The sequence below is a fragment of the Rhodococcus sp. IEGM1428 genome (assembly GCF_050321865.1).
Taxonomy (GTDB): Bacteria; Actinomycetota; Actinomycetes; order Mycobacteriales; family Mycobacteriaceae; genus Rhodococcoides.
Map to the genome: position 1 here is coordinate 1,666,524 of NZ_JBNQFW010000001.1, position 17,065 is coordinate 1,683,588.

20 protein-coding genes and 1 pseudogene are annotated in these 17,065 nt (G+C 62.1%); 10 read left to right on the plus strand and 11 right to left on the minus strand.

Going from position 1 to position 17,065, the window contains the following annotated elements; genetic code table 11:
* Nucleotides 1-53: 53 nt before the first annotated feature.
* Entirely contained in the window at nt 54-650 is a 597-nt protein-coding gene (locus ACQR3T_RS07655) for a hypothetical protein (RefSeq protein WP_428692908.1), read from the plus strand.
* 69 nt (nt 651-719) lie between these two features.
* Here ACQR3T_RS07655 and pabB read toward each other — a convergent pair whose 3' ends face one another.
* From pabB to ACQR3T_RS07670, 3 genes are all read right to left on the minus strand, one after another.
* On the minus strand, nt 720-2,780 hold the full coding sequence (gene pabB, locus ACQR3T_RS07660) for an aminodeoxychorismate synthase component I (protein ID WP_428692909.1): 2,061 nt from the start codon (nt 2,778-2,780) through the stop codon (nt 720-722).
* Between the two features lie 9 nt (nt 2,781-2,789).
* A complete protein-coding gene (locus ACQR3T_RS07665) occupies nt 2,790-3,185 on the minus strand; it encodes a chorismate mutase family protein (RefSeq protein ID WP_197914613.1) in 396 nt (131 codons plus the stop codon).
* A gap of 277 nt (nt 3,186-3,462) precedes the next feature.
* Nucleotides 3,463-3,801 carry an RNA polymerase-binding protein RbpA gene (locus ACQR3T_RS07670; RefSeq protein WP_027497120.1) on the minus strand — a complete coding sequence of 113 codons (339 nt, stop codon included), beginning with the start codon at nt 3,799-3,801 and terminating at the stop codon, nt 3,463-3,465.
* A gap of 193 nt (nt 3,802-3,994) precedes the next feature.
* On the opposite strand from ACQR3T_RS07670, the gene ACQR3T_RS07675 reads away from it, so the two are divergent.
* From ACQR3T_RS07675 to ACQR3T_RS07685, 3 genes are all read left to right on the plus strand, one after another.
* The gene (locus ACQR3T_RS07675) at nt 3,995-4,327 is read left to right on the plus strand and encodes a hypothetical protein (RefSeq protein ID WP_269606598.1); all 333 of its coding nucleotides are present in this window, start codon (nt 3,995-3,997) and stop codon (nt 4,325-4,327) included.
* Nucleotides 4,328-4,453: 126 nt separating this feature from the next.
* Nucleotides 4,454-4,909 carry a tellurite resistance TerB family protein gene (locus ACQR3T_RS07680; RefSeq protein ID WP_027497122.1) on the plus strand — a complete coding sequence of 152 codons (456 nt, stop codon included), beginning with the start codon at nt 4,454-4,456 and terminating at the stop codon, nt 4,907-4,909.
* Nucleotides 4,910-5,115: 206 nt separating this feature from the next.
* Nucleotides 5,116-6,753: a cation:proton antiporter gene (locus ACQR3T_RS07685; RefSeq protein ID WP_428692910.1), complete on the plus strand. Its 1,638-nt coding sequence runs from the start codon at nt 5,116-5,118 to the stop codon at nt 6,751-6,753.
* Nucleotides 6,754-6,860: 107 nt separating this feature from the next.
* Here the strand turns inward: ACQR3T_RS07685 and ACQR3T_RS07690 are convergent, their stop codons facing one another.
* The 3 genes from ACQR3T_RS07690 to ACQR3T_RS07700 all read right to left on the minus strand — a co-directional run bounded on the left by ACQR3T_RS07690 (nt 6,861) and on the right by ACQR3T_RS07700 (nt 10,315).
* Complete coding sequence (locus ACQR3T_RS07690; protein ID WP_428692911.1) at nt 6,861-7,952, minus strand: diguanylate cyclase domain-containing protein; 1,092 nt, start codon at nt 7,950-7,952, stop codon at nt 6,861-6,863.
* 146 nt (nt 7,953-8,098) lie between these two features.
* Nucleotides 8,099-9,691: a TPM domain-containing protein gene (locus ACQR3T_RS07695; protein WP_428692912.1), complete on the minus strand. Its 1,593-nt coding sequence runs from the start codon at nt 9,689-9,691 to the stop codon at nt 8,099-8,101.
* Nucleotides 9,692-10,114: 423 nt separating this feature from the next.
* On the minus strand, nt 10,115-10,315 hold the full coding sequence (locus tag ACQR3T_RS07700) for a hypothetical protein (RefSeq protein WP_428692913.1): 201 nt from the start codon (nt 10,313-10,315) through the stop codon (nt 10,115-10,117).
* A gap of 259 nt (nt 10,316-10,574) precedes the next feature.
* Here ACQR3T_RS07700 and ACQR3T_RS07705 point away from each other — a divergent pair, with 259 nt between their 5' ends.
* The 4 genes from ACQR3T_RS07705 (at nt 10,575) to ACQR3T_RS07720 (ending at nt 13,460) form a co-directional block, all read left to right on the plus strand.
* Nucleotides 10,575-11,846 (plus strand): DUF6745 domain-containing protein, encoded by a 1,272-nt coding sequence (locus tag ACQR3T_RS07705; protein WP_428692914.1) that lies wholly within the window; start codon nt 10,575-10,577, stop codon nt 11,844-11,846.
* 26 nt (nt 11,847-11,872) lie between these two features.
* The gene (locus tag ACQR3T_RS07710) at nt 11,873-12,328 is read left to right on the plus strand and encodes a hypothetical protein (protein ID WP_037173700.1); all 456 of its coding nucleotides are present in this window, start codon (nt 11,873-11,875) and stop codon (nt 12,326-12,328) included.
* A 125-nt stretch (nt 12,329-12,453) separates the two neighbouring features.
* Nucleotides 12,454-13,338 (plus strand): TolB family protein, encoded by an 885-nt coding sequence (locus tag ACQR3T_RS07715; RefSeq protein WP_428692915.1) that lies wholly within the window; start codon nt 12,454-12,456, stop codon nt 13,336-13,338.
* Nucleotides 13,335-13,460 (plus strand): hypothetical protein, encoded by a 126-nt coding sequence (locus ACQR3T_RS07720; protein ID WP_428692916.1) that lies wholly within the window; start codon nt 13,335-13,337, stop codon nt 13,458-13,460. The genes ACQR3T_RS07715 and ACQR3T_RS07720 overlap by 4 nt, the downstream gene beginning before the upstream one ends.
* Nucleotides 13,461-13,473: 13 nt before the next feature.
* Here the strand turns inward: ACQR3T_RS07720 and ACQR3T_RS07725 are convergent, their stop codons facing one another.
* The 5 genes and pseudogenes from ACQR3T_RS07725 to ACQR3T_RS07745 form a co-directional block, all read right to left on the minus strand.
* Nucleotides 13,474-14,313 (minus strand): SDR family NAD(P)-dependent oxidoreductase, encoded by an 840-nt coding sequence (locus ACQR3T_RS07725; protein WP_428692917.1) that lies wholly within the window; start codon nt 14,311-14,313, stop codon nt 13,474-13,476.
* Nucleotides 14,310-14,654: a nuclear transport factor 2 family protein gene (locus ACQR3T_RS07730; protein WP_428692918.1), complete on the minus strand. Its 345-nt coding sequence runs from the start codon at nt 14,652-14,654 to the stop codon at nt 14,310-14,312. The genes ACQR3T_RS07725 and ACQR3T_RS07730 overlap by 4 nt, the downstream gene beginning before the upstream one ends.
* Nucleotides 14,655-14,732: 78 nt before the next feature.
* Complete coding sequence (locus ACQR3T_RS07735; protein WP_428692919.1) at nt 14,733-15,917, minus strand: GNAT family N-acetyltransferase; 1,185 nt, start codon at nt 15,915-15,917, stop codon at nt 14,733-14,735.
* A 105-nt stretch (nt 15,918-16,022) separates the two neighbouring features.
* Nucleotides 16,023-16,340 (minus strand): hypothetical protein, encoded by a 318-nt coding sequence (locus tag ACQR3T_RS07740; RefSeq protein WP_428693095.1) that lies wholly within the window; start codon nt 16,338-16,340, stop codon nt 16,023-16,025.
* Nucleotides 16,341-16,365: 25 nt separating this feature from the next.
* Nucleotides 16,366-16,491 (minus strand): annotated as a pseudogene (locus ACQR3T_RS07745) (tetratricopeptide repeat protein); the annotation flags it as partial.
* Between ACQR3T_RS07745 and ACQR3T_RS07750 the strand changes: the two are divergent.
* Together ACQR3T_RS07750 and ACQR3T_RS07755 are read left to right on the plus strand one after the other, a co-directional pair.
* On the plus strand, nt 16,471-16,632 hold the full coding sequence (locus ACQR3T_RS07750) for a hypothetical protein (protein WP_428693096.1): 162 nt from the start codon (nt 16,471-16,473) through the stop codon (nt 16,630-16,632). The pseudogene ACQR3T_RS07745 and the gene ACQR3T_RS07750 overlap by 21 nt on opposite strands.
* Before the next feature lie 217 nt (nt 16,633-16,849).
* Nucleotides 16,850-17,044, plus strand: coding sequence for a hypothetical protein (locus tag ACQR3T_RS07755; RefSeq protein ID WP_428692920.1), 195 nt, complete (start codon nt 16,850-16,852; stop codon nt 17,042-17,044).
* Nucleotides 17,045-17,065: the final 21 nt, after the last annotated feature.

Consider the following 17,065-nt stretch of genomic DNA (forward strand, 5'->3'; position numbering starts at 1 on the left):
GGCGTTCGGTACGAATGCGGTCGAATGCTCGTCACTACAACCAGGGGACAGAAGTGAAACTGATCAGAACAGCTACGGTCGCGGTGGCGTTGACCGCTGCGGTAGCCACCGGAGCGGGCCACGCCGTGGCAGACCCGTCGTCGGACACGGTGAACTACCAGACGTCGGTCAACCCGGATGGATCCGTCAAGACCATCCTCGACGCCGGACTGTTCCGGGTCGATGCGACGAGCGAGACAGTGTCGATCATCGATCAGTCCGGTGCCACGCTCGCATCGGTTCCGCTGGAGTACACCATCAACGGCACGGTCTACTCGATCGCACCCCTGATCGGTGCCGAGGGTCGCGAGCTGACCTTGACTCCGCAGACTGTTCCCGTCGCCGACGCTGTGGGCCCTCGTACCAAGCAGCAGGCGTTCGACAACATGGTCAACCAGCTGGCAATCGGCTGGAACAACGGCGGCGGCGTCGGTACGGCAATCGGTGCAGGCCTCGGCTTCGCCATCGGCTGCGTGTCCATCTTCCCGAACTTCATTTCCGGTTGCATCATCGGAACTGTGATCGGAACCGTCGCCGGCGCGGTCATCGGAACGGCCAACGGCAACCCGCAGGCACAGCCCGCAGTCTTCGAGTACTTCACCGCTCCGTAAGACGCGACAAGCGCTTACACAGACGCACACGACACGGAGGGTAGGGCGGCAAGCGCCCTACCCTCCGTTTTACGTTCGGCCGGTCAGCGCCCGGCGCATGGACACGGCCTTGACCATCGTTTCCTCGAACTCCTCATCGGGATCGGACAGTGCCACGATCGCACCGCCGACCCCGTAGGTCACCTCGTGCTCGGTGGCGACGATCGTGCGGATGACGATCGAGAAGTCCGCAGTGCCCGTGATCGAGAAGTAGCCGATGGCACCCGAATACACTCCGCGCGGACCGTCTTCGAGCTTGTCGATGATCGCCATGGTGCGGATCTTCGGGGCCCCGGTCATGGATCCACCCGGAAACGCAGCGCGGATACAGTCCGCCGCCGACGCGTCGTCACGCAGACGACCGCGAACCGTCGACACCAATTGATGCACAGGAGCATAGGTCTCGACATCGAACAGCTTCGGCACATGCACCGAACCAGGAATGCACACCTGAGCCAGATCGTTGCGGACCAGATCGACGATCATGAGGTTCTCGGCCTTGTCCTTCTCGTTTGCGACGAGGTCGGCCTTGAGTGCGTTGTCCTCTTCGGAAGTCGCTCCGCGTGGACGAGTTCCTTTGATGGGCTTGGACTCCACGATGCGGTCTGCGTCGATTCGTAGGAAGCGCTCGGGTGACGCGCTCAAGACCGACACCTCGGGAAAATTCAAGAACGCACTGTACGGGGTCGGGTTGATCTCCCGCATATACGAATACGTTGCCGCAGGGTCGATCGAACCCGCCAACGTAGCGGTGTTCGTCAAACAGACCTCGTAGGTTTCACCGGAGCGGATTTCGGCGAGGCACTGGGAAATCAAATCGAGGTAGTGGGCGCGATCGTGCCGCAGTCGCGGTTCGAGCGAGTGCGCTGCTCCGAGCAGAGGAGTACCGGACGCGCCCATGCCGGAGCGGGCCGCCTGTGCGGATCGACCGAACAGGCCGCGCAGTGTGGCGGTTGTCGAGTCGAACCACTGCGCCAAGACGGGGTCACCGGGCGTGGTGGCCAATCCCATCAGATAGAGGGTGCCGGCCTCGTGGTCGAAGACCAACGCGCGATCCGCGAAGACCATGGAGGCATCGGGGGTGGCAGCTGTATGCACCAATTGTCCGCCGGTGTCGGCCTTCAACTCGTAGCCGAGATATCCGACGTAGCCGAGTCCGAAGGCAAACGGAAGGTCGTGGCGAGGGGGAGTGGCGCGCTCGCGCAATCGATCGTCGATGTAGTCGAAGAACGTGGAGTGAACGCGCTCCGTCGTACCGTCGGCACCCTGCACGGACACCATGGTCTCGGCAACGGAGTAGGTCACGTACTCGGCGTGTGGCCCCGAGCAGTCGCCCATGACGGTGAACCTGCATTCGGGCTCGAGTGCTGCACTGCCGTCCAGCCAGAAACTCTTCTTACCGTCGGCGTAGAGCGTGGCGAAAACCTGCTCGGGATCGAAAGCCTCGTCGAGAGAGCGAGTTTCGATGGTGAACATCGAATCCTGGGTACCTGCAGCACTCGATGCGTTGGACTGCGCCAATGTCAGGTCTCGGAAGTTGGCGAGCAGTTCACGTCCGTACTCGGTGCTGATGGACTCGGGATGGAATTGCACTCCCCACATCGGCTTGCTGCGATGCCGAACTGCCATCACCAAGCCGTCGGGTGTCCATGCGACTTCCTCGAAGTCGGCGGGTGTTCGCGTCACGACCAGTGAGTGATACCGAACCACCGAGTAGGGAGACGGGATTCCGGCGAAGAGATCGACACCGGTATGAGTGATATCGGTGATCCTGCCGTGCATCGGTGCCGGTGCGAGATCGACACTGCCACCGAACAGGTGGCACAGCCCCTGGTGCCCGAGGCACACACCGAGGATCGGGAGACCGGATTCGGTGATCACTCGACTGCTGATGCCGAAGTCCTGCTCCAGATCAGGGCGTCCGGGTCCGGGGGAGATGACGACGTTGTCGTAGGCGTCGAAGTTCAGAGACGTCCACTCGACGTCGTTCTTGACCACTGTCGGCGGACGGCCGTTGACCTCCGCCAGCAGGCTGTACAGGTTGTAGGTGAACGAATCGTAGTTGTCCACTAGGAGTGTGTTGATGGTCATCGACGTGCTCTACCGTTCACTCTCGGGGCCGAGCCCGGCGGCCGGAGAATCGATGATCAAGTCCTCGACGCGACATGCTTCGGCAATCATCGATCGGTACAGCTCTTCGAGGAAGTCGGGGGACAGGCCGTTTTCGGACGCGAATTCTCGGGCGCGTTCGGTCACCAAACCGACGCGGCCGGGTTGCATCATCGGAATGGAATGTTCGCGCTTCACATGTGCAACTCGGACACACACATCGATACGGTCTCGAATTGCAGCGCGCAGAACTTCGTCTATCCCGTCCAACTCACGCCTCAGCTCGGCGAGCTTCTGCTCACCTACAGCGCGATGACCTTCGGATTTCGCCTCGGAGGCAGCTGTGCGCAGAGCGTCGTTGGAGCGTTGATCAGAATCCTGGCTCACGAGTTACTGCCCCCTGATGTTTCGACTCCAGTGGTGATGATTATCGGAATGCACCGACAATTGTTACGGCAGACATTGCCGATCTACGTCCTGCACGCGGTAATCGATGCTCGATCATGACACCTCGCGCGGTTTCACCGCCACTCAACAGTATTGGAACGCAGGAAAGCGCGACGATAAACACACCGCCCTCACCCGGAACGTACGTCGAGTTGGAATAGCACAAAAAAACTGCACCGCCGGATTGTTTCCAATCAGGCGGTGCAGGCGACGGTACTCATGCTCCGCGGCGCTTGACCTTCAACAAATCCAAGCGCTCTTTGAGGAGTTCTTCCAGCTCGTCCACCGAGCGCCGTTCGAGCAGCATGTCCCAGTGGGTGCGCGGCGGCTTGACCTTCTTGGCCTCCGGCGCGGTTCCCTCGATCAGCGACCCTTCGAGACCGTTTCGGCAAGCCCAGGTGCCGGGGATTTCTGCGTCGTCGGCGAAGGGAACGTCGAACTCCTCACCGTTGTCGCATCGGTAGCGTGCAACGCGGCGAGGTGCCAGGTCGTGATCACGATCGGTCTCGTAGCTCACGGCTCCGAGTCGGCTACCTCGAAGTACACGATCTGCCATGGTGAAGTCCTCTCCATCGATAGTAGGTACGCGAGTCGGCGTCATCGGTCGACACCGAGCTACACCGTCTACCCACTGATCTACAACGTCGCCGCGCGTCGGTTCGTTCCCGGGCCGATGGAGCCCCGGCGCGATGCCATCGTCGCAGCTGGTGAATGCATCTTACCTTCCGGCCGCAGTAGGCTGAACGACCATGTCCGTCAGAACCCGCCGTGACCAGACGTGCACATGGTGCGGACGCCCTGTCGCCGACTCCGGAACCGGACGCAAGCGACGGTACTGCCGTCAGTCGTGTCGCCAACGTGCCTACGAGCAGCGCAGTGCGATGAAGGAAACCTCGATTCCCGACGACGCCGTCATCTTGACGGCCGAAGAGGCGTCGGCGGCTGCCGATCGAGCGTTCGAGGTTCGCTGCGCCGCCGAGGACGTCAGCACCGCAGTCTCTGAAGGTGCCGACGCCACGGAACTGCACCGCTTGTGTGTCGAACTGTTGACCAAAGCGCGCGATGCGGAGCGGCTGCGCTGAGGAAGGCAGGGAAGGTCTGGTGAATCGACCACACCGAACTGAGGTTCCATCCTCGTTCACCGGCAGCATGGACAATGGACGGAGTTCGCGCATGTGCGCGGATGAAAGAACACGAAGAGGAGCTCCATGGCGTTCTGGGATCAACTCAAGTCCAAGGCACAAGAACTGAACGGTCAGCTGCAAACCAAGACCAGCCAGTTCAAGAACAAGGAATTTGCCAACGGCAGCATGGCCATGTGCGCGCTCATCGCGGCAGCAGACGGCACCATCGATCCTGCCGAGCGTCAGAAGACAGCAGCCCTGATCGCCGGTAACGAGGCTCTGCGGGTGTTCGAATCCGACGAACTTCGTCAGAAGTTCGACTGGTACTGCGACAAGCTGCAGGGTGACTTCGACTTCGGGAAGGTCGAAGCAACTGCCACGATCGGCAAGCTGAAGTCGAAGCCCGACCAGGCGCGAGCCGTCATCCAGATCGGCATCATCATCGGCGGCGCAGACGGTCATTTCGACGATCACGAGAAGGCTGCCGTCCGCAATGCATGTTTCGCAGTGGGAATCGATCCGGCCGAATTCGAGCTCTGAGACCTTCCGACCGATAGAGGACGAACGTTCGATCGCAGCAACGGCGATCGGCGAAGGTACGCCTTCGCCGGTCGCCGTTGTCGTCGGGACGGTGTGCGCTGTGAAATAGCCGGAATGCCGGGATACTTGGGTCACTCCGACTGCATATGCCGATGTCGTCGCGCCGTTGGAGATCCGGTTGCGACCCACCAGCAGAGAGACCGTGCATGACAGTTGCCGCGATCTACCTCGTCATCGCCTTCGGCTTGGGCGGACTCGCCATGGCTGTCCGGCTACCTCCACTGGTTGGCTTCCTGGCGGCCGGCTTCGTCATCAATGCCCTCGACATCGGTGATCTGCCCCAACTCGAGCTGATGGCAGACCTCGGCGTCACATTGCTGCTGTTCGCCATCGGTCTCAAGCTCGACGTGCGAATTCTGCTGCGCCGAGAAGTGTGGCTGACGACGTCGATCCATCTGGTCATCAGCGTGGTGCTCGGTACCACCGTCCTCTGGCTCGCGGCCGTCGCCGGAATGGCCATGCTATCCGGGCAGAGCACGACGACGATCGCATTGCTCGCGTTCGCAATGTCTTTCTCGAGCACAGTATTCGTCGTCAAAGTTCTCGAAGAACGAGGCGAATCGCACGCACTCTACGGTCGTGTGGCCATCGGTGTGCTCGTGATGCAGGACATCGTTGCCGTGGTGTTCCTTACCGTCACCAGCGGCACACTGCCCAGTCCCTGGGCGGTGACTCTCGTACTCCTGTGGCCCCTGACACGTATCCTCCGAAAGGTATGGAGCGGGCTGGGCCACGGCGAGATGCAGTCGCTCTTCGGCATCGTGATGGCCCTCGTTCCGGGTTACGCCTTGTTTTCCACGCTGGGGCTCAAAGGCGATCTGGGAGCCTTGATCATCGGCGTTCTTCTGGCATCGCATCCGGCTTCCTCCGAGCTGTCCCGATCGTTGTTTCATATCAAGGAACTGCTGTTGGTGGGCTTCTTCGTTTCCATCGGCCTCTCCGGGTTGCCCGATGTTCCCAGCCTCGGCGTCGCCCTGCTGATGGTGCTCCTACTGCCGCTCAAATCGGTGCTGTACCTGGCGCTGTTCGCCATGATGAAACTGCGGTATCGAACCGCGCTGCTCGCGGGATTGAGCCTGATGAACTACTCCGAATTCGGTCTGATCGTCGTTTCGGTGGGAGTGACGACCGGGCTGCTGGCACCGGCGTGGCTGGTCGAGATGTCGATCGCCGTGGCGTTGAGCTTCGTCGTGTCGGCTCTGGTGAACGGCCGGGGGCACCTGATGGTGGAGAAGATCGCGGCGCGGTTGCCTGATCAGGACGATCAGAGCCTGCACCCGGAGGAACGCTCCGGGGACGCAGGCGACGCCGAGGTCGTCGTGATCGGGATGGGGCGTGTCGGGTTCGCGGCGTATCAGCGGCTTACCGAGCACTACCGGCTCAGCGTGGTGGGGGTCGACTACGACGGTCCTCGAATTCGTCGTCTCGCGGAACAGGGTCTGCGAGTGCTGGAGGGGGACGCCACCGATCTCGATTTCTGGAATCAACTGCGGCACTCGGAATCCGTGCGGATCGCGGTGCTGGCAATGCCACGTCACGGAGCCAACGTCACAGCACTCGCCTGTCTCCGCGAATCCGGATTCAGCGGAACCGTCGCGGCCGTCGCCCGCTACGACGACGAAGTTCAGTGGGCCAAGGAACACGGTGTGGACATCGCGTTCAACGTCTACGCCGGTGCCGGACTGGAGCTGGCGGATCAAGTGGGACACGGTTCCCCAAGCCCCCTCGGCGACGGAGTCGACCCCGAGTCCGACGAGCCGCACATACCGGGCAACTCCAGATGAGCCAGCGGGTCGAGTCCTACAGCCGCTCGCCGAGTGTGGCGACCTTGCCCGGTCTGCCCGTAGAGGCGTCGGACATGTACGTCTTGCTGCGGGGCGTGGGGGAGTAGTCAGCCTGGCGCGGAGCCGCCGTAGTCGGCCTGTCTCCTGGCGCTCTTCGCTCGGTACATCTCGGCGTCGGCGGTTCGAAGCAGGAGCAGTACGGCCTGTTCCGCGTCGCCGACGCTCACGTCGGTGGTAGCCGAGCCCACGCTGACCGAGAGCCCCGAAATCATTCGTGTGTCGGACAACGCAGCCACCAGGGCCTCGATGCACGGCTCCGTGGTCCCCGGTTCCGCTACGGAAACACAGGCGAATTCATCTCCGCCGAGTCGAGCGACCACCCATTTGTTTGCGGTGACTGCACGCAAATGTTGCGCCAGATCCACCAGAACAGCGTCGCCGGTGTGGTGACCGAGAGTGTCGTTCACGTGCTTCATACCGTCCACGTCGAGAACCACAGCACTCATCACAGCAGATCGATCTTTCTGCGAATTCAGCAATGTCGTTTCGACCGCGGCGAAAAGCCCGCGACGATTACGCAAGCCGGTCAGCGGGTCGACCAGCGATTCTTGTGCACGGGAACGCAATTCACTGACATAGATGACCAGGATCATCGGTGCCGCGAACATGAGCAGCATGGTTAGCGAGTGAGCCGCCACGACCCACACACTGGCGGCATCGTTCAGGGCTGCCCTGACGGAAACGATCACGAGAACGACGACGGTTGCGGCCATGTGCATCCAATACACAGGCGGCCGCACGGCTATGACAGCGAACATGGTGACCACTGCGAACAGCACGGTGCCGCCGACTGCGGTGAGTAGATCTTGCTTGAGCAGCAGGCAGGCACCTATCGACACGTCGGCATAGACCACGTAGGCAACGAGTGCCTTCGGCGTCGGCCACCCACCGATAAACCATCGAACAGACACGGGAAACGTGGTGAGGCTGACGAGCACCACGACGACGACACCGATCCCGTCGTATTCCTCGGTGGGCGCACTGAGGAGTCCGATCAGCCCGATGATGACTGTGGCCATTCCGATGAAGAATTGCGCGATTGTGACTCGACCGGCATCGAGGTCGAGCACAACTGGATTGTCCCGTCGAGATTCGGACGAATGAACCGATTCAGCGAAGAGTGCGCGTACAGCGATCATGAAAACCCCTGATAGAGATTGTGCGCCTCCGAGAACCGTAACCGGAAACGAGTTGCAGGATCGGGCTTTCCCGATGATCTCTTTCCCTGTTCGCTGCAATGCAGAATCGTCATCATTCCGAACGAAGTGGGACATCGACCGATCGATCAGGTACTGCCTGCCGCTCCGCCTCCTCCACCTGCACCTCCACCCGAGGCAACAGATCCGCTACCACCGGACACGAACACTCCGGAGAACGCCGCCCAGGGGAGCACCGCGGGCCCGCCCGTCGCGTATTTTGCACCCTCGGGTGATGTGAAAGCTCGCAGCGGCGTGTCATTCCCGGGGTCGGTTGCGGCCTCCAGTCGTTTGCGAAAATAGGGGGCCAAGCCGAATGCAACGATGTCGGGCAGAGCTCCATCGAGATCGACCGACTCATCGTTGTCCTTGGCGGCCTGTTTCAGTCCGTCTCGGTATGCCTCCCAGGGGCGGGAGGCGTCCAGGCCTGCGACCGAGAACCGCGAGTACACGATCGCCGTCGACAGTCCCGCAACGAAGAGCAAGGCTGATGCCACTACCGCAAGCCACATCGTCGGGGCACCCGACGTCGCAACGGCGATTCCTCCGATCGCGACCGTTCCGCCGAGTACGCCCAGACCGGCCAGCGCTGCCCGGCGTCGACCTGTGTGGTCGGCAACGAATCCGCTGGAGTGCAGTCTGCTGTCCACGAGATCTTTCGTTGCGCCGGGACCCCGCGCGACCTTCGTCAACTCGTCGCCGTGGACGACATCGTCTTCTGCACGTTCTGCGAGCATCGACCAGACCGCCTGTTGGATCTCTCCTTGGACACGGGTTCGATCGAGAAGTCTGATCCTGACCGTTCCTTTGTCGAACTTTCCCGGCTTCTTGTCTTGCTCGAAGGTGAGCGCATCGGCGGTGGCAAGCGCCAGTACCGTCCCCGGTACGCCGCCGGGCTGCGCGCTGCGGTGCACCAGGGCGGTCGCGTACGCTGCATCGGTGGCCTGGTCCGGTCGGACCGTGGTCGGGGATTGTTGGGAGACAGTCGGTTTCGCGCGGGTACGAAACACCGTTCCCACCACGAGCAGCCCGAGAAGCGCGATCACCGAACCGGCCCATGGCAGCCATGTCGAGCCGGGACCGTCGGCGACCCTGTCCAGGGCCGTCACTGGCGGACCGTTGCTGATGTCGGACCTCAGGCGGTCTATCCCTGCGGTCAGGCTGCCAGCGACGTCACCATCTCGCAGCGGCGGAATCAGTGCGTCCTCGACGATGGCCTCTTGCTCGTCCCGCGGAACGTTGCCGTCGTCGTACGTGCTGCCGAGAAAAATGCCCGCGCGAGCCTCGTCGACCTTTCCCGGCACCCGGTTTATCAGGATCGCGCCCGCAGTATCCTGGTCTACGCCTGCCGCGGACACCCATCTCTGCTGCAGGTCTTCGACCTGATCCAGCGTGTCATCGGAATCCGCATCGAGTTCACGCACGTACGCGATCACGTCAGCACCGGTTTCGGATTTCACGATCTCCAACTGACGCTGGATGTCCGAGATCTGCGACGGATCCAGCGAGTAACCCGTTCGGTCGTAGACACGCTGACTCGATGTCAGCGTGTCGAAACCGGCGTCGGCGGACGAGTCGTCGGAGCAACCGACGAGGCCGAGTGCCGCGAAGAGGGCGATCAGCACCGCGGTAACCCGGCGGTTCGAGCTCCGACGACGGAATGTCTCAGTAAACGCGTCCATCGACGAATGCTAACCAGAGGTCTTGTGCGGTAGCCAGCACATTCGACCGAAGCGACAGTGAATATCGAGACTCGCCCGCTTGGCCTTAATTCGTCACAGTGACGAATTAAGGCCAAGCGGGCGAGTGGAGGTGAGGGCGTACCGTCCGAGCCGAAGTGAGCCGATCCCATGACAGTGGACAGACAAGGGCCGGCGGCTGCGAGAGCTGCTCACTCGATGCGCGCCACATTCCTCGCTTGCATGACGACACCGACGGGCGGAATCACATCGACTCGAAACCGAACAGTGAAAAGCTACGCTCGAATCAACAATTCGAGGGAAACTTGTCCGGGTTCAGCGAACTGCACGTCGAAGTTTTGCCGATAATCAACATTATGTCAACTAACGCTGACCGATCGTGCAGTTCGCGCACTCCTGGCCTGCCTATTTCCCGTGCGAGGTCCAGCCTTCCCCTGGCACTGCCTCTTCCGTGTCGGTTGCGAGAAGCCCGTCGTCAACCGTGTTGGAATCGGGCCGAGAGTCTTCGATCAGCTCACGGGTCGACGTTGGTTCATCGCCGTCGATGGCGGGTTCTTCCAGGCCGGTGTCGTAGTCGTCGTCTGTCGAGGGGTTTCGATCGCTCACGTTGCTGGCCTCCAAGTCTGTTCGTAGGTCTGACGTATCCAAATCGACACGGCCCGACAGGAAGCTCGATGACATGGAACGCTACCCCGCTCGCGACTTCGCGACCCGTGCTGCGCGGCCCACCCGCGTTTCCGGGCCACGCACAGCCGTCGAAATGCAATGGCCCTCAAAGAATAAACAAGTCAACACTAGCGGCGACGCAACATTTATGTCACTCTGTTCGTATGACTACCGGAAAGGCTGACACAGCCTCCATCGCGTGAGCGCCGTGCGGATCCCCTCGACTTCTTCGTCGCACGGGACACTCATCGAAGACCCACATTCAGAACTCATTCGCAGTGTCGTGTCCAAGCGCGATACCTATCTCGGTCACGGAATGCGCGCCGGACCATCGGATCGACACTCTGCCGAATCTGCTGTGGCACAGCTGTATCGACATGCCGACCTCCCCGTTCCCCGCTTCGTATGGGAACTGTCTCCGGCTGCTGCAGCGGCCCGCATCGCCGAGGACAACCTGGCTTACGCTGTGACCTTTGCCGTCGAGGGCCCCACCTGTGCATCGGCTCGCATCGCGACACTGCTCTCCATTTCACGGTCCCGAATGGACGCATGCATTCGGTTGCCGGTGAGCGAACGGCCACCACCCCGGTGGCCGATGACGATCCAGTCTCAGGCGCTCAGAGCAGCTCAAGGTCGCACAGCGGCTGCGGTACGAAATCAGCCACCCGAAATGTCGGTCCGCGCGGGCATCGGACTCAACCCGATCATCCGATCGACGGTGTGGGACTCGTTGCGCACCAGCTTGTTCGACGGCGTCGCAGCAGCAATAAGGACACTGATGCCGCCCCTTGTCGGCGGAATCCCCTGGTACGGCCAGCAAGAAGCTCACCGCATCGCGTACTACGACATATACCGCCGCCTCGGCCTCGCAACCTTCCAACCACAGGACAACGAACTGCTCGACGCACTTGTTGCCCTGACCGAATCGACGGGATGGTGGTGGGCGTTCGACGACGTCTGCGTCATGTCCGAACGACCGACCGCGCTGCACTCCGAACCCATTCCCGATCGAGTACACGGTGAACGACGGCTGCACCACCACGACGAACCGGCGCTCCAATTCGCTGACGGCAGTGCGGCATACGTCCTGAACGGCACAATCGTGCCGGATTGGGTGGTGCTCGACCCGAGCGTCGAACGCATCACCGTCGAACGCAACGTCGAGATCCGCCGCTCCGCAATCGAACGCATCGGGTGGGACAACTACATCGACGCTGCAGGACTCGCGCTGGTCGACAACACCGACGATCCTGGCAACGACGGCTGCACCCTGCAGCTGTTCGCCACCCCCGCCGGCTGGGGCGGCGAGGGTCGAGTGCTTGTCGCTGTCAATGGGTCTCGCGAACGCGACGGCCAGCGCAGACACTACGGCCTCTACGTTCCAGGTGAATTCTCCTCGGCCCTCGACGCCGCAGGCTGGACCTACGGCCTCAGCGGAGAAAACTACGCCCAATTGCTCCGCCGAACCTGAACCTACTCTCACACAAGGTGACTCAGATGAACCAGAACATGACCCTGTCCACATTGACATCGATGACCGGCCTCGATGTCTTCGACTATCTCGACAAGGAGATCTCGGTGCCGATCATCGACGGCATGCAAGCCCAAGGCGACCTCATCGTGGTTCCGTACGCGCTACTCGAAGGCGTCGTCTCCACCGGGGTGTGGACGCGCATCGACGCCGTGCCCCTGTCCGGAATCGAGTTGCTGCGTAGCGCAGCGGGCGGAAATCCCCACAGCCTCGTAGCCGACGGCGGCCGATGCACGTGGTCGACACCGGTGAGCGATACGCGGCGTCTGGCACTCGGAATTCTCGACAACGCAGTGACCGCCTACCTGATCCACCCCGAACACGGAGCCACCGGAATTGCCCCGGGCCGCTACGTCATCGGCAGACAACGTGAGCGTGCTCGAGGTGGGTACTTCGAAACGACGCAGTTGGTCGCCGACTGAGTGCGGCTCGTCCGCGCTGCTCCTTGCCCATTCGGAAATACGAATGGGCAAGGAGCCACGACCTCAACAGCAGGCAGGGCCGTGTACCAGGGTTCTGCATACTGCGATTCTGAGATGATTGCCCGATGCATCGAATCCGGCTGATCTCCGCGCTCGTCGCGCCGACACTGCTCGCGGCAGCATGCGCCGATCACCCTCCACCCGAGCCGACACCGGTGGTCGTGGCCTTCGACGACGGATGGGGCCAGCTGTTCATCATGAACATCGACGGCTCCGGCTTGCGCCAGGTCACCCCGACCGTGGGCGAAGACAGCCACGACCCGAACTACGGGAACGACGCCGCCCTCTCCCCCGATGGCAAGCAGCTCGCGTACGCCCGAGGCCGGTTCATCGAGATCCTCGACCTCGAGTCGGGTGAATCGAGGTCGGTGCACGAAGGTGGCTACGAACCGGCTTTCTCACCGGACGGATCCAAGATCGCGTTCACCTCGAACGGCAGCATCAACATCATGAACGTGGACGGATCCGACACACACGTCATCGCACAACAAGAGTCGGCCTTCGGAGCGACATTCTCCCCGGATAGCTCACGGGTCGTCTACGTCACCGGCGGCTACCTGAACGAAGTGTCTGTCGACGGCGGAGAATCGACAGTGCTTCTGCGCGACCAGTTCTGGAACTCCGACCCGGCCTTTTCTCCCGACGGGTCGACGCTCGTCTTCTCCAGTAACCGAGGCGGCAACAACGGCTCCGAGATCTACACAATGCCCTCCGGCGGAGGGGAAATCACTCCTCTCACCGATACCTACGCCGTACACCCGAAGTTCACGCCTGACGGCTCGCGCATCCTGTACGACCGGGCGGTCACACAGGCAGGTGAACTGGTGACCGACGTCGCCACCGGCTCTCGGCCTGAGATTGCATCGATGAACCCCGACGGGTCCGACCAGAAACGGCTGACTCCACGCTCTCTGAGCGGTCAGATGCCGACCGTGGGCGGGGGACGTTGACCCGCGAGCGACAATCGCTGTTGCTGTGGAGTGGTGACGGACAGGTCGTCGAGGACGACCTGGCCGTCACCACCGTTGGATCGGTCGATCAGCGCAGCGGACAGGCGGTATCGAATGTGTAATCGTCGAGCTCGGTCAGGCGGGGAAATCCGCGCTACGAGTTAGCGTTTCGTTCGATCGGATGTCGCTCAGGTTCTGTTCCAGCGCGTCGATCACAGCGTCGTACCCGCTGTTGCCCAGGATCAGCCGGCGTGGCGGCGGGTCTTGGGCCATCGCTGCGATCACCGCACGAGCACCACGATGAGGATCGCCCGGTTGCACCCCGTTCACGCCGACGAAAGCGGCACGGACCTCGTCCAGCATGTCGTGGTATTCCGGAATCGCTTCCGCGACGGGCTCGTCGGCGAATCCGGCGTATGCGTTCGTGCGGAAAGCCCCTGGTTCGACCGCCAACACAGAGAGGCCCTGCCCGGCGACCTCTTGGCGCAGCGCGTCGGTGACGGCCTCGATCGCGTACTTCGTGGCGCTGTAGTAGCCGAATCCGACCGCCGCCAGAAGCCCGGCCACCGAGGACACATTGACGATCCACCCGCTTCCGCGGGTGCGCATCCCTGGTAGCACTGCTCGCGTGACGGACAGTACTGCAAAGAAATTGAGCTCGAACATCGCACGAATCGAGGTTTCGTTCATTCCCTCGATCGATCCGTACCAGCCTCGGCCTGCGTTGTTGACCAGCACGTCGATGCCGCCGAAATGCTCTTCGGCTGTTCGTACGGCCCGCAATACCTGTGCCGCGTCGGTAACATCCATGGGCACGACGAGAACGCGGTCACCGTACTTATCGGCCCACGACGTGAGTTCCCCTGGACGCCGGGCGGTGAGTACCACGCGGTCCCCCGCCTCCAGCGCCACCTCGGCGTACGCCATACCGAAGCCGCCTGGTGTGCCACCGGTGATGAACCATCGTTTGCTCATGGCTCGATCACCAACCGATCGATCAGTGCGCCGTCCAGGGTGAAGCGATAGTGCAGATCGACAACTCCCCCTGGGAAATTGCCTTCCAGGTGCTGCGTGACGTCGACAGTCGTGCCGGTCGTGGTCGCTCCGGTGAACTCTGTTGTGTAGGTGTACTCACTCTCACTGATCGAGGCAGTCAGCCAGGCCTCGATCTCGTCGCGGCCCGAGTGGGCGTGGCCCTCATCGGTCACCACGGCATCTGCGGTGAACACGGTGAGCGCTCGGGTGCCTTGTCGGGCGTCGAGTGCGGTCATGAACTTCTTTACGGTGTCCGGGAGTTCATCCCATTCTGTGGTCATGACACCACGGTGATGCCTCCCCCAGGGGGAAGGTCAACACGAGGTCGGCACACCGGTGTACACGCCCGATACTCGCCTTCACGTGGTCTGGGAAACACTCCCCGCGGTTGCTGGGACGGACCGCAGAAAACAACGAGCGACCTCCAGCCGATCGGCGTCGTAGTGATTCCATTTCGCGGCAGGCACATCCTGGCGTCCCACTTCACGGAATCCCCGTCGGCCGAAGAAATCTGCAGCCTCACCGCTGACGGTCACTGCGAACAGGTTCGCGATCCCCCGCTCGCGACAGAGATCCATCAATCCGTCGATCAGTAGGCCCCCAGCGCCGAGACCGGAAAACTCTGCGACCGTGATCAAGCCCGACACCTCGCCGAATCCGGTTCCGGCGTACCGGTCGACCTCCAACCCGACGATACCGGCCAGGTGTCCGGTGCGTAGGACCCGAGCTCCGAGCCCACCGGCAGCCATCCTCGCAATCTCGATCCGGCTGCGCCGTTTGAGAACACCTTCGCGGACTCCCTGCGCGACCAGCGCCTCGATTGCTGGAAAATCGTCCACCTGAAGCGAGGCCAAGTGGAGGTACCGCCCCTGAGTCAGGACGGTGCCGCGGCCGTCGAAGGTGAACAGCTCGAATTCGAGATCCTCTGCACGGCAGAGGTTTACACTGTACGCGCCGCCTGCAAGCGCGTCCTGTGCCGCGTACGGGAAATCTTCGAGCCCTCGTTCGGCCAGGTGACGGGACAGACGTTCGCGGTGCACGTCGATATCCGCGAAGCTTCGAGGTGGAGTCCCCCAGCCACCGCCCGGATCGGTGAGCACCATCTTGGATGCCCGAACGCTTGCAGCCACAGACCCGGCGGTGCGCGCGACGTCGGAAGCCTCGGTCCCGATCACGACGCATTCCGAGTCCGCGATAGCGAGCCACAGACGGGCAACTGCCTCGTCGGTCCACGCCGTCGAACCGTCCATGGCGAGACCACCGATCGCAATGGCGGTCTTCGAAACACAGTCGGAAGGAACGACAAAAATGAACCGCGTATCCCCCGTACCGAACTCACCCACCGTGCGGCTGACTGCTTGCAGCCCAGCGGCGCTCACGACGGGTAAGGCAACCACGATGGTGACCCCACGGAACTCTTCGATGAAGAAGTCACGCTCGGAAACAGGTACGCCACTGGACGTCAGTTCGACCCCTGCCTCCAGCGGTGCCGTCCGTCTCGTCCTCACTGTGCGCGGATTTGCTCGAAAGTCGTCGTTCGTCATGATTGCTTCAGTCTGGACTGTTCCCAGTGCACCCCGCAACGCGTCCGAATCTCGGTACGGGGTCATTCCTTGCTGGAATGGGAACGCGGAGTCGACCGAACCTGATCAGCGATCGTTGGACGGGGCGCTACTCGCCGCAGCGGACGTCGCTTGTGTGCCTGGTTCCGGTGACCAGTACCCGTACCGCAGCGCCTGGGCGTAATTCGTCAGCGCCCAGCGGCCGTTCTGGAGGGGCTCGTCGGCTATGTGGTTCACCGCCGTTTCCAGAAGGAGAGCAACCGCAGGCACTGCCTTTCCTGCGCTGGTGAGGGCAAGCGCCAGATAGCAGGCGACGAGTGGGTCGTCGGGTCGGTCGTGGCGGGCCTCGGCCAGAACGTCGATCGCCTCGTCGATTCGCGTTGAGGTTGCGGAGCGTGCTTGCATAGCTGATTCGGGCCGTATGACGTTCCTCGCCGTCGAGTCCGGCGGCGAATGCTTGCTCGTACAGCGGTGCCGCAATCGCGGGGTGACCGGCATAGTCGTGCGATCGTGCCGAATGAAACAGGGCGATTGGATGCTCGGGACATCTGTCCACGAGATCGTCGAAATAGGCGACGGTGGACTCGGCTGCCTCGCGGCGTGCGGATTTCCACCCGCGATCAGCCATGTCACGGATGTCCTGGGCGTCGATCATGCGATTCCTCCTGTGGTGTGGGCAGCGGAACCCGGTGGGTGAACCACGCCGTGGATGCCACTGAACGAGGTGGGCGACGGCGCTGCGGGGATGTGACAGCAATTCATGGCGGATCGAGCGAAAGCTCGAGAATTTCGGCGCTGATACAGCCGACTGGTGCAGGGTAGCACCCGACCCCTTTGCCGACTGACGAGTTCGCGTTCGCGTTCGAAATAGCACGAAAGCTATTTTCCTGGAGCGTGTTTCATCGAGATCGGACGTGATCTCGACTATCGGTCGTCCGATGGAACAGTCTCCGCTCCAGTCGACCAGATGCCGGGTCTACTCCCCTGCGCTTCGCGCTCTCGTGGACGAGCTCGCATCGATCGTCGCCGGCTTCGACCATTCCGGGGACGACATCACGAACAGATACTTCGGTCGAGTTCGCGTCGAAGACACCACTGTGGTGTGGTGACACTTGCGTAACTCCCGGAAG

Coding starts and splice junctions, on each gene's coding strand:
- pabB (WP_428692909.1), bottom strand. CDS start 2,780: ATGACCATCAACACACTCCTAGTGGACAACTACGATTCGTTCACCTAC.
- ACQR3T_RS07670 (WP_027497120.1), bottom strand. CDS start 3,801: ATGGCAGATCGTGTACTTCGAGGTAGCCGACTCGGAGCCGTGAGCTAC.
- ACQR3T_RS07675 (WP_269606598.1), top strand. CDS start 3,995: ATGTCCGTCAGAACCCGCCGTGACCAGACGTGCACATGGTGCGGACGC.
- ACQR3T_RS07680 (WP_027497122.1), top strand. CDS start 4,454: ATGGCGTTCTGGGATCAACTCAAGTCCAAGGCACAAGAACTGAACGGT.
- ACQR3T_RS07685 (WP_428692910.1), top strand. CDS start 5,116: ATGACAGTTGCCGCGATCTACCTCGTCATCGCCTTCGGCTTGGGCGGA.
- ACQR3T_RS07690 (WP_428692911.1), bottom strand. CDS start 7,952: ATGATCGCTGTACGCGCACTCTTCGCTGAATCGGTTCATTCGTCCGAA.
- ACQR3T_RS07695 (WP_428692912.1), bottom strand. CDS start 9,691: ATGGACGCGTTTACTGAGACATTCCGTCGTCGGAGCTCGAACCGCCGG.
- ACQR3T_RS07710 (WP_037173700.1), top strand. CDS start 11,873: ATGAACCAGAACATGACCCTGTCCACATTGACATCGATGACCGGCCTC.
- ACQR3T_RS07715 (WP_428692915.1), top strand. CDS start 12,454: ATGCATCGAATCCGGCTGATCTCCGCGCTCGTCGCGCCGACACTGCTC.
- ACQR3T_RS07725 (WP_428692917.1), bottom strand. CDS start 14,313: ATGAGCAAACGATGGTTCATCACCGGTGGCACACCAGGCGGCTTCGGT.
- ACQR3T_RS07730 (WP_428692918.1), bottom strand. CDS start 14,654: ATGACCACAGAATGGGATGAACTCCCGGACACCGTAAAGAAGTTCATG.
- ACQR3T_RS07735 (WP_428692919.1), bottom strand. CDS start 15,917: ATGACGAACGACGACTTTCGAGCAAATCCGCGCACAGTGAGGACGAGA.
- ACQR3T_RS07740 (WP_428693095.1), bottom strand. CDS start 16,340: ATGCAAGCACGCTCCGCAACCTCAACGCGAATCGACGAGGCGATCGAC.
- ACQR3T_RS07750 (WP_428693096.1), top strand. CDS start 16,471: ATGCTCGGGACATCTGTCCACGAGATCGTCGAAATAGGCGACGGTGGA.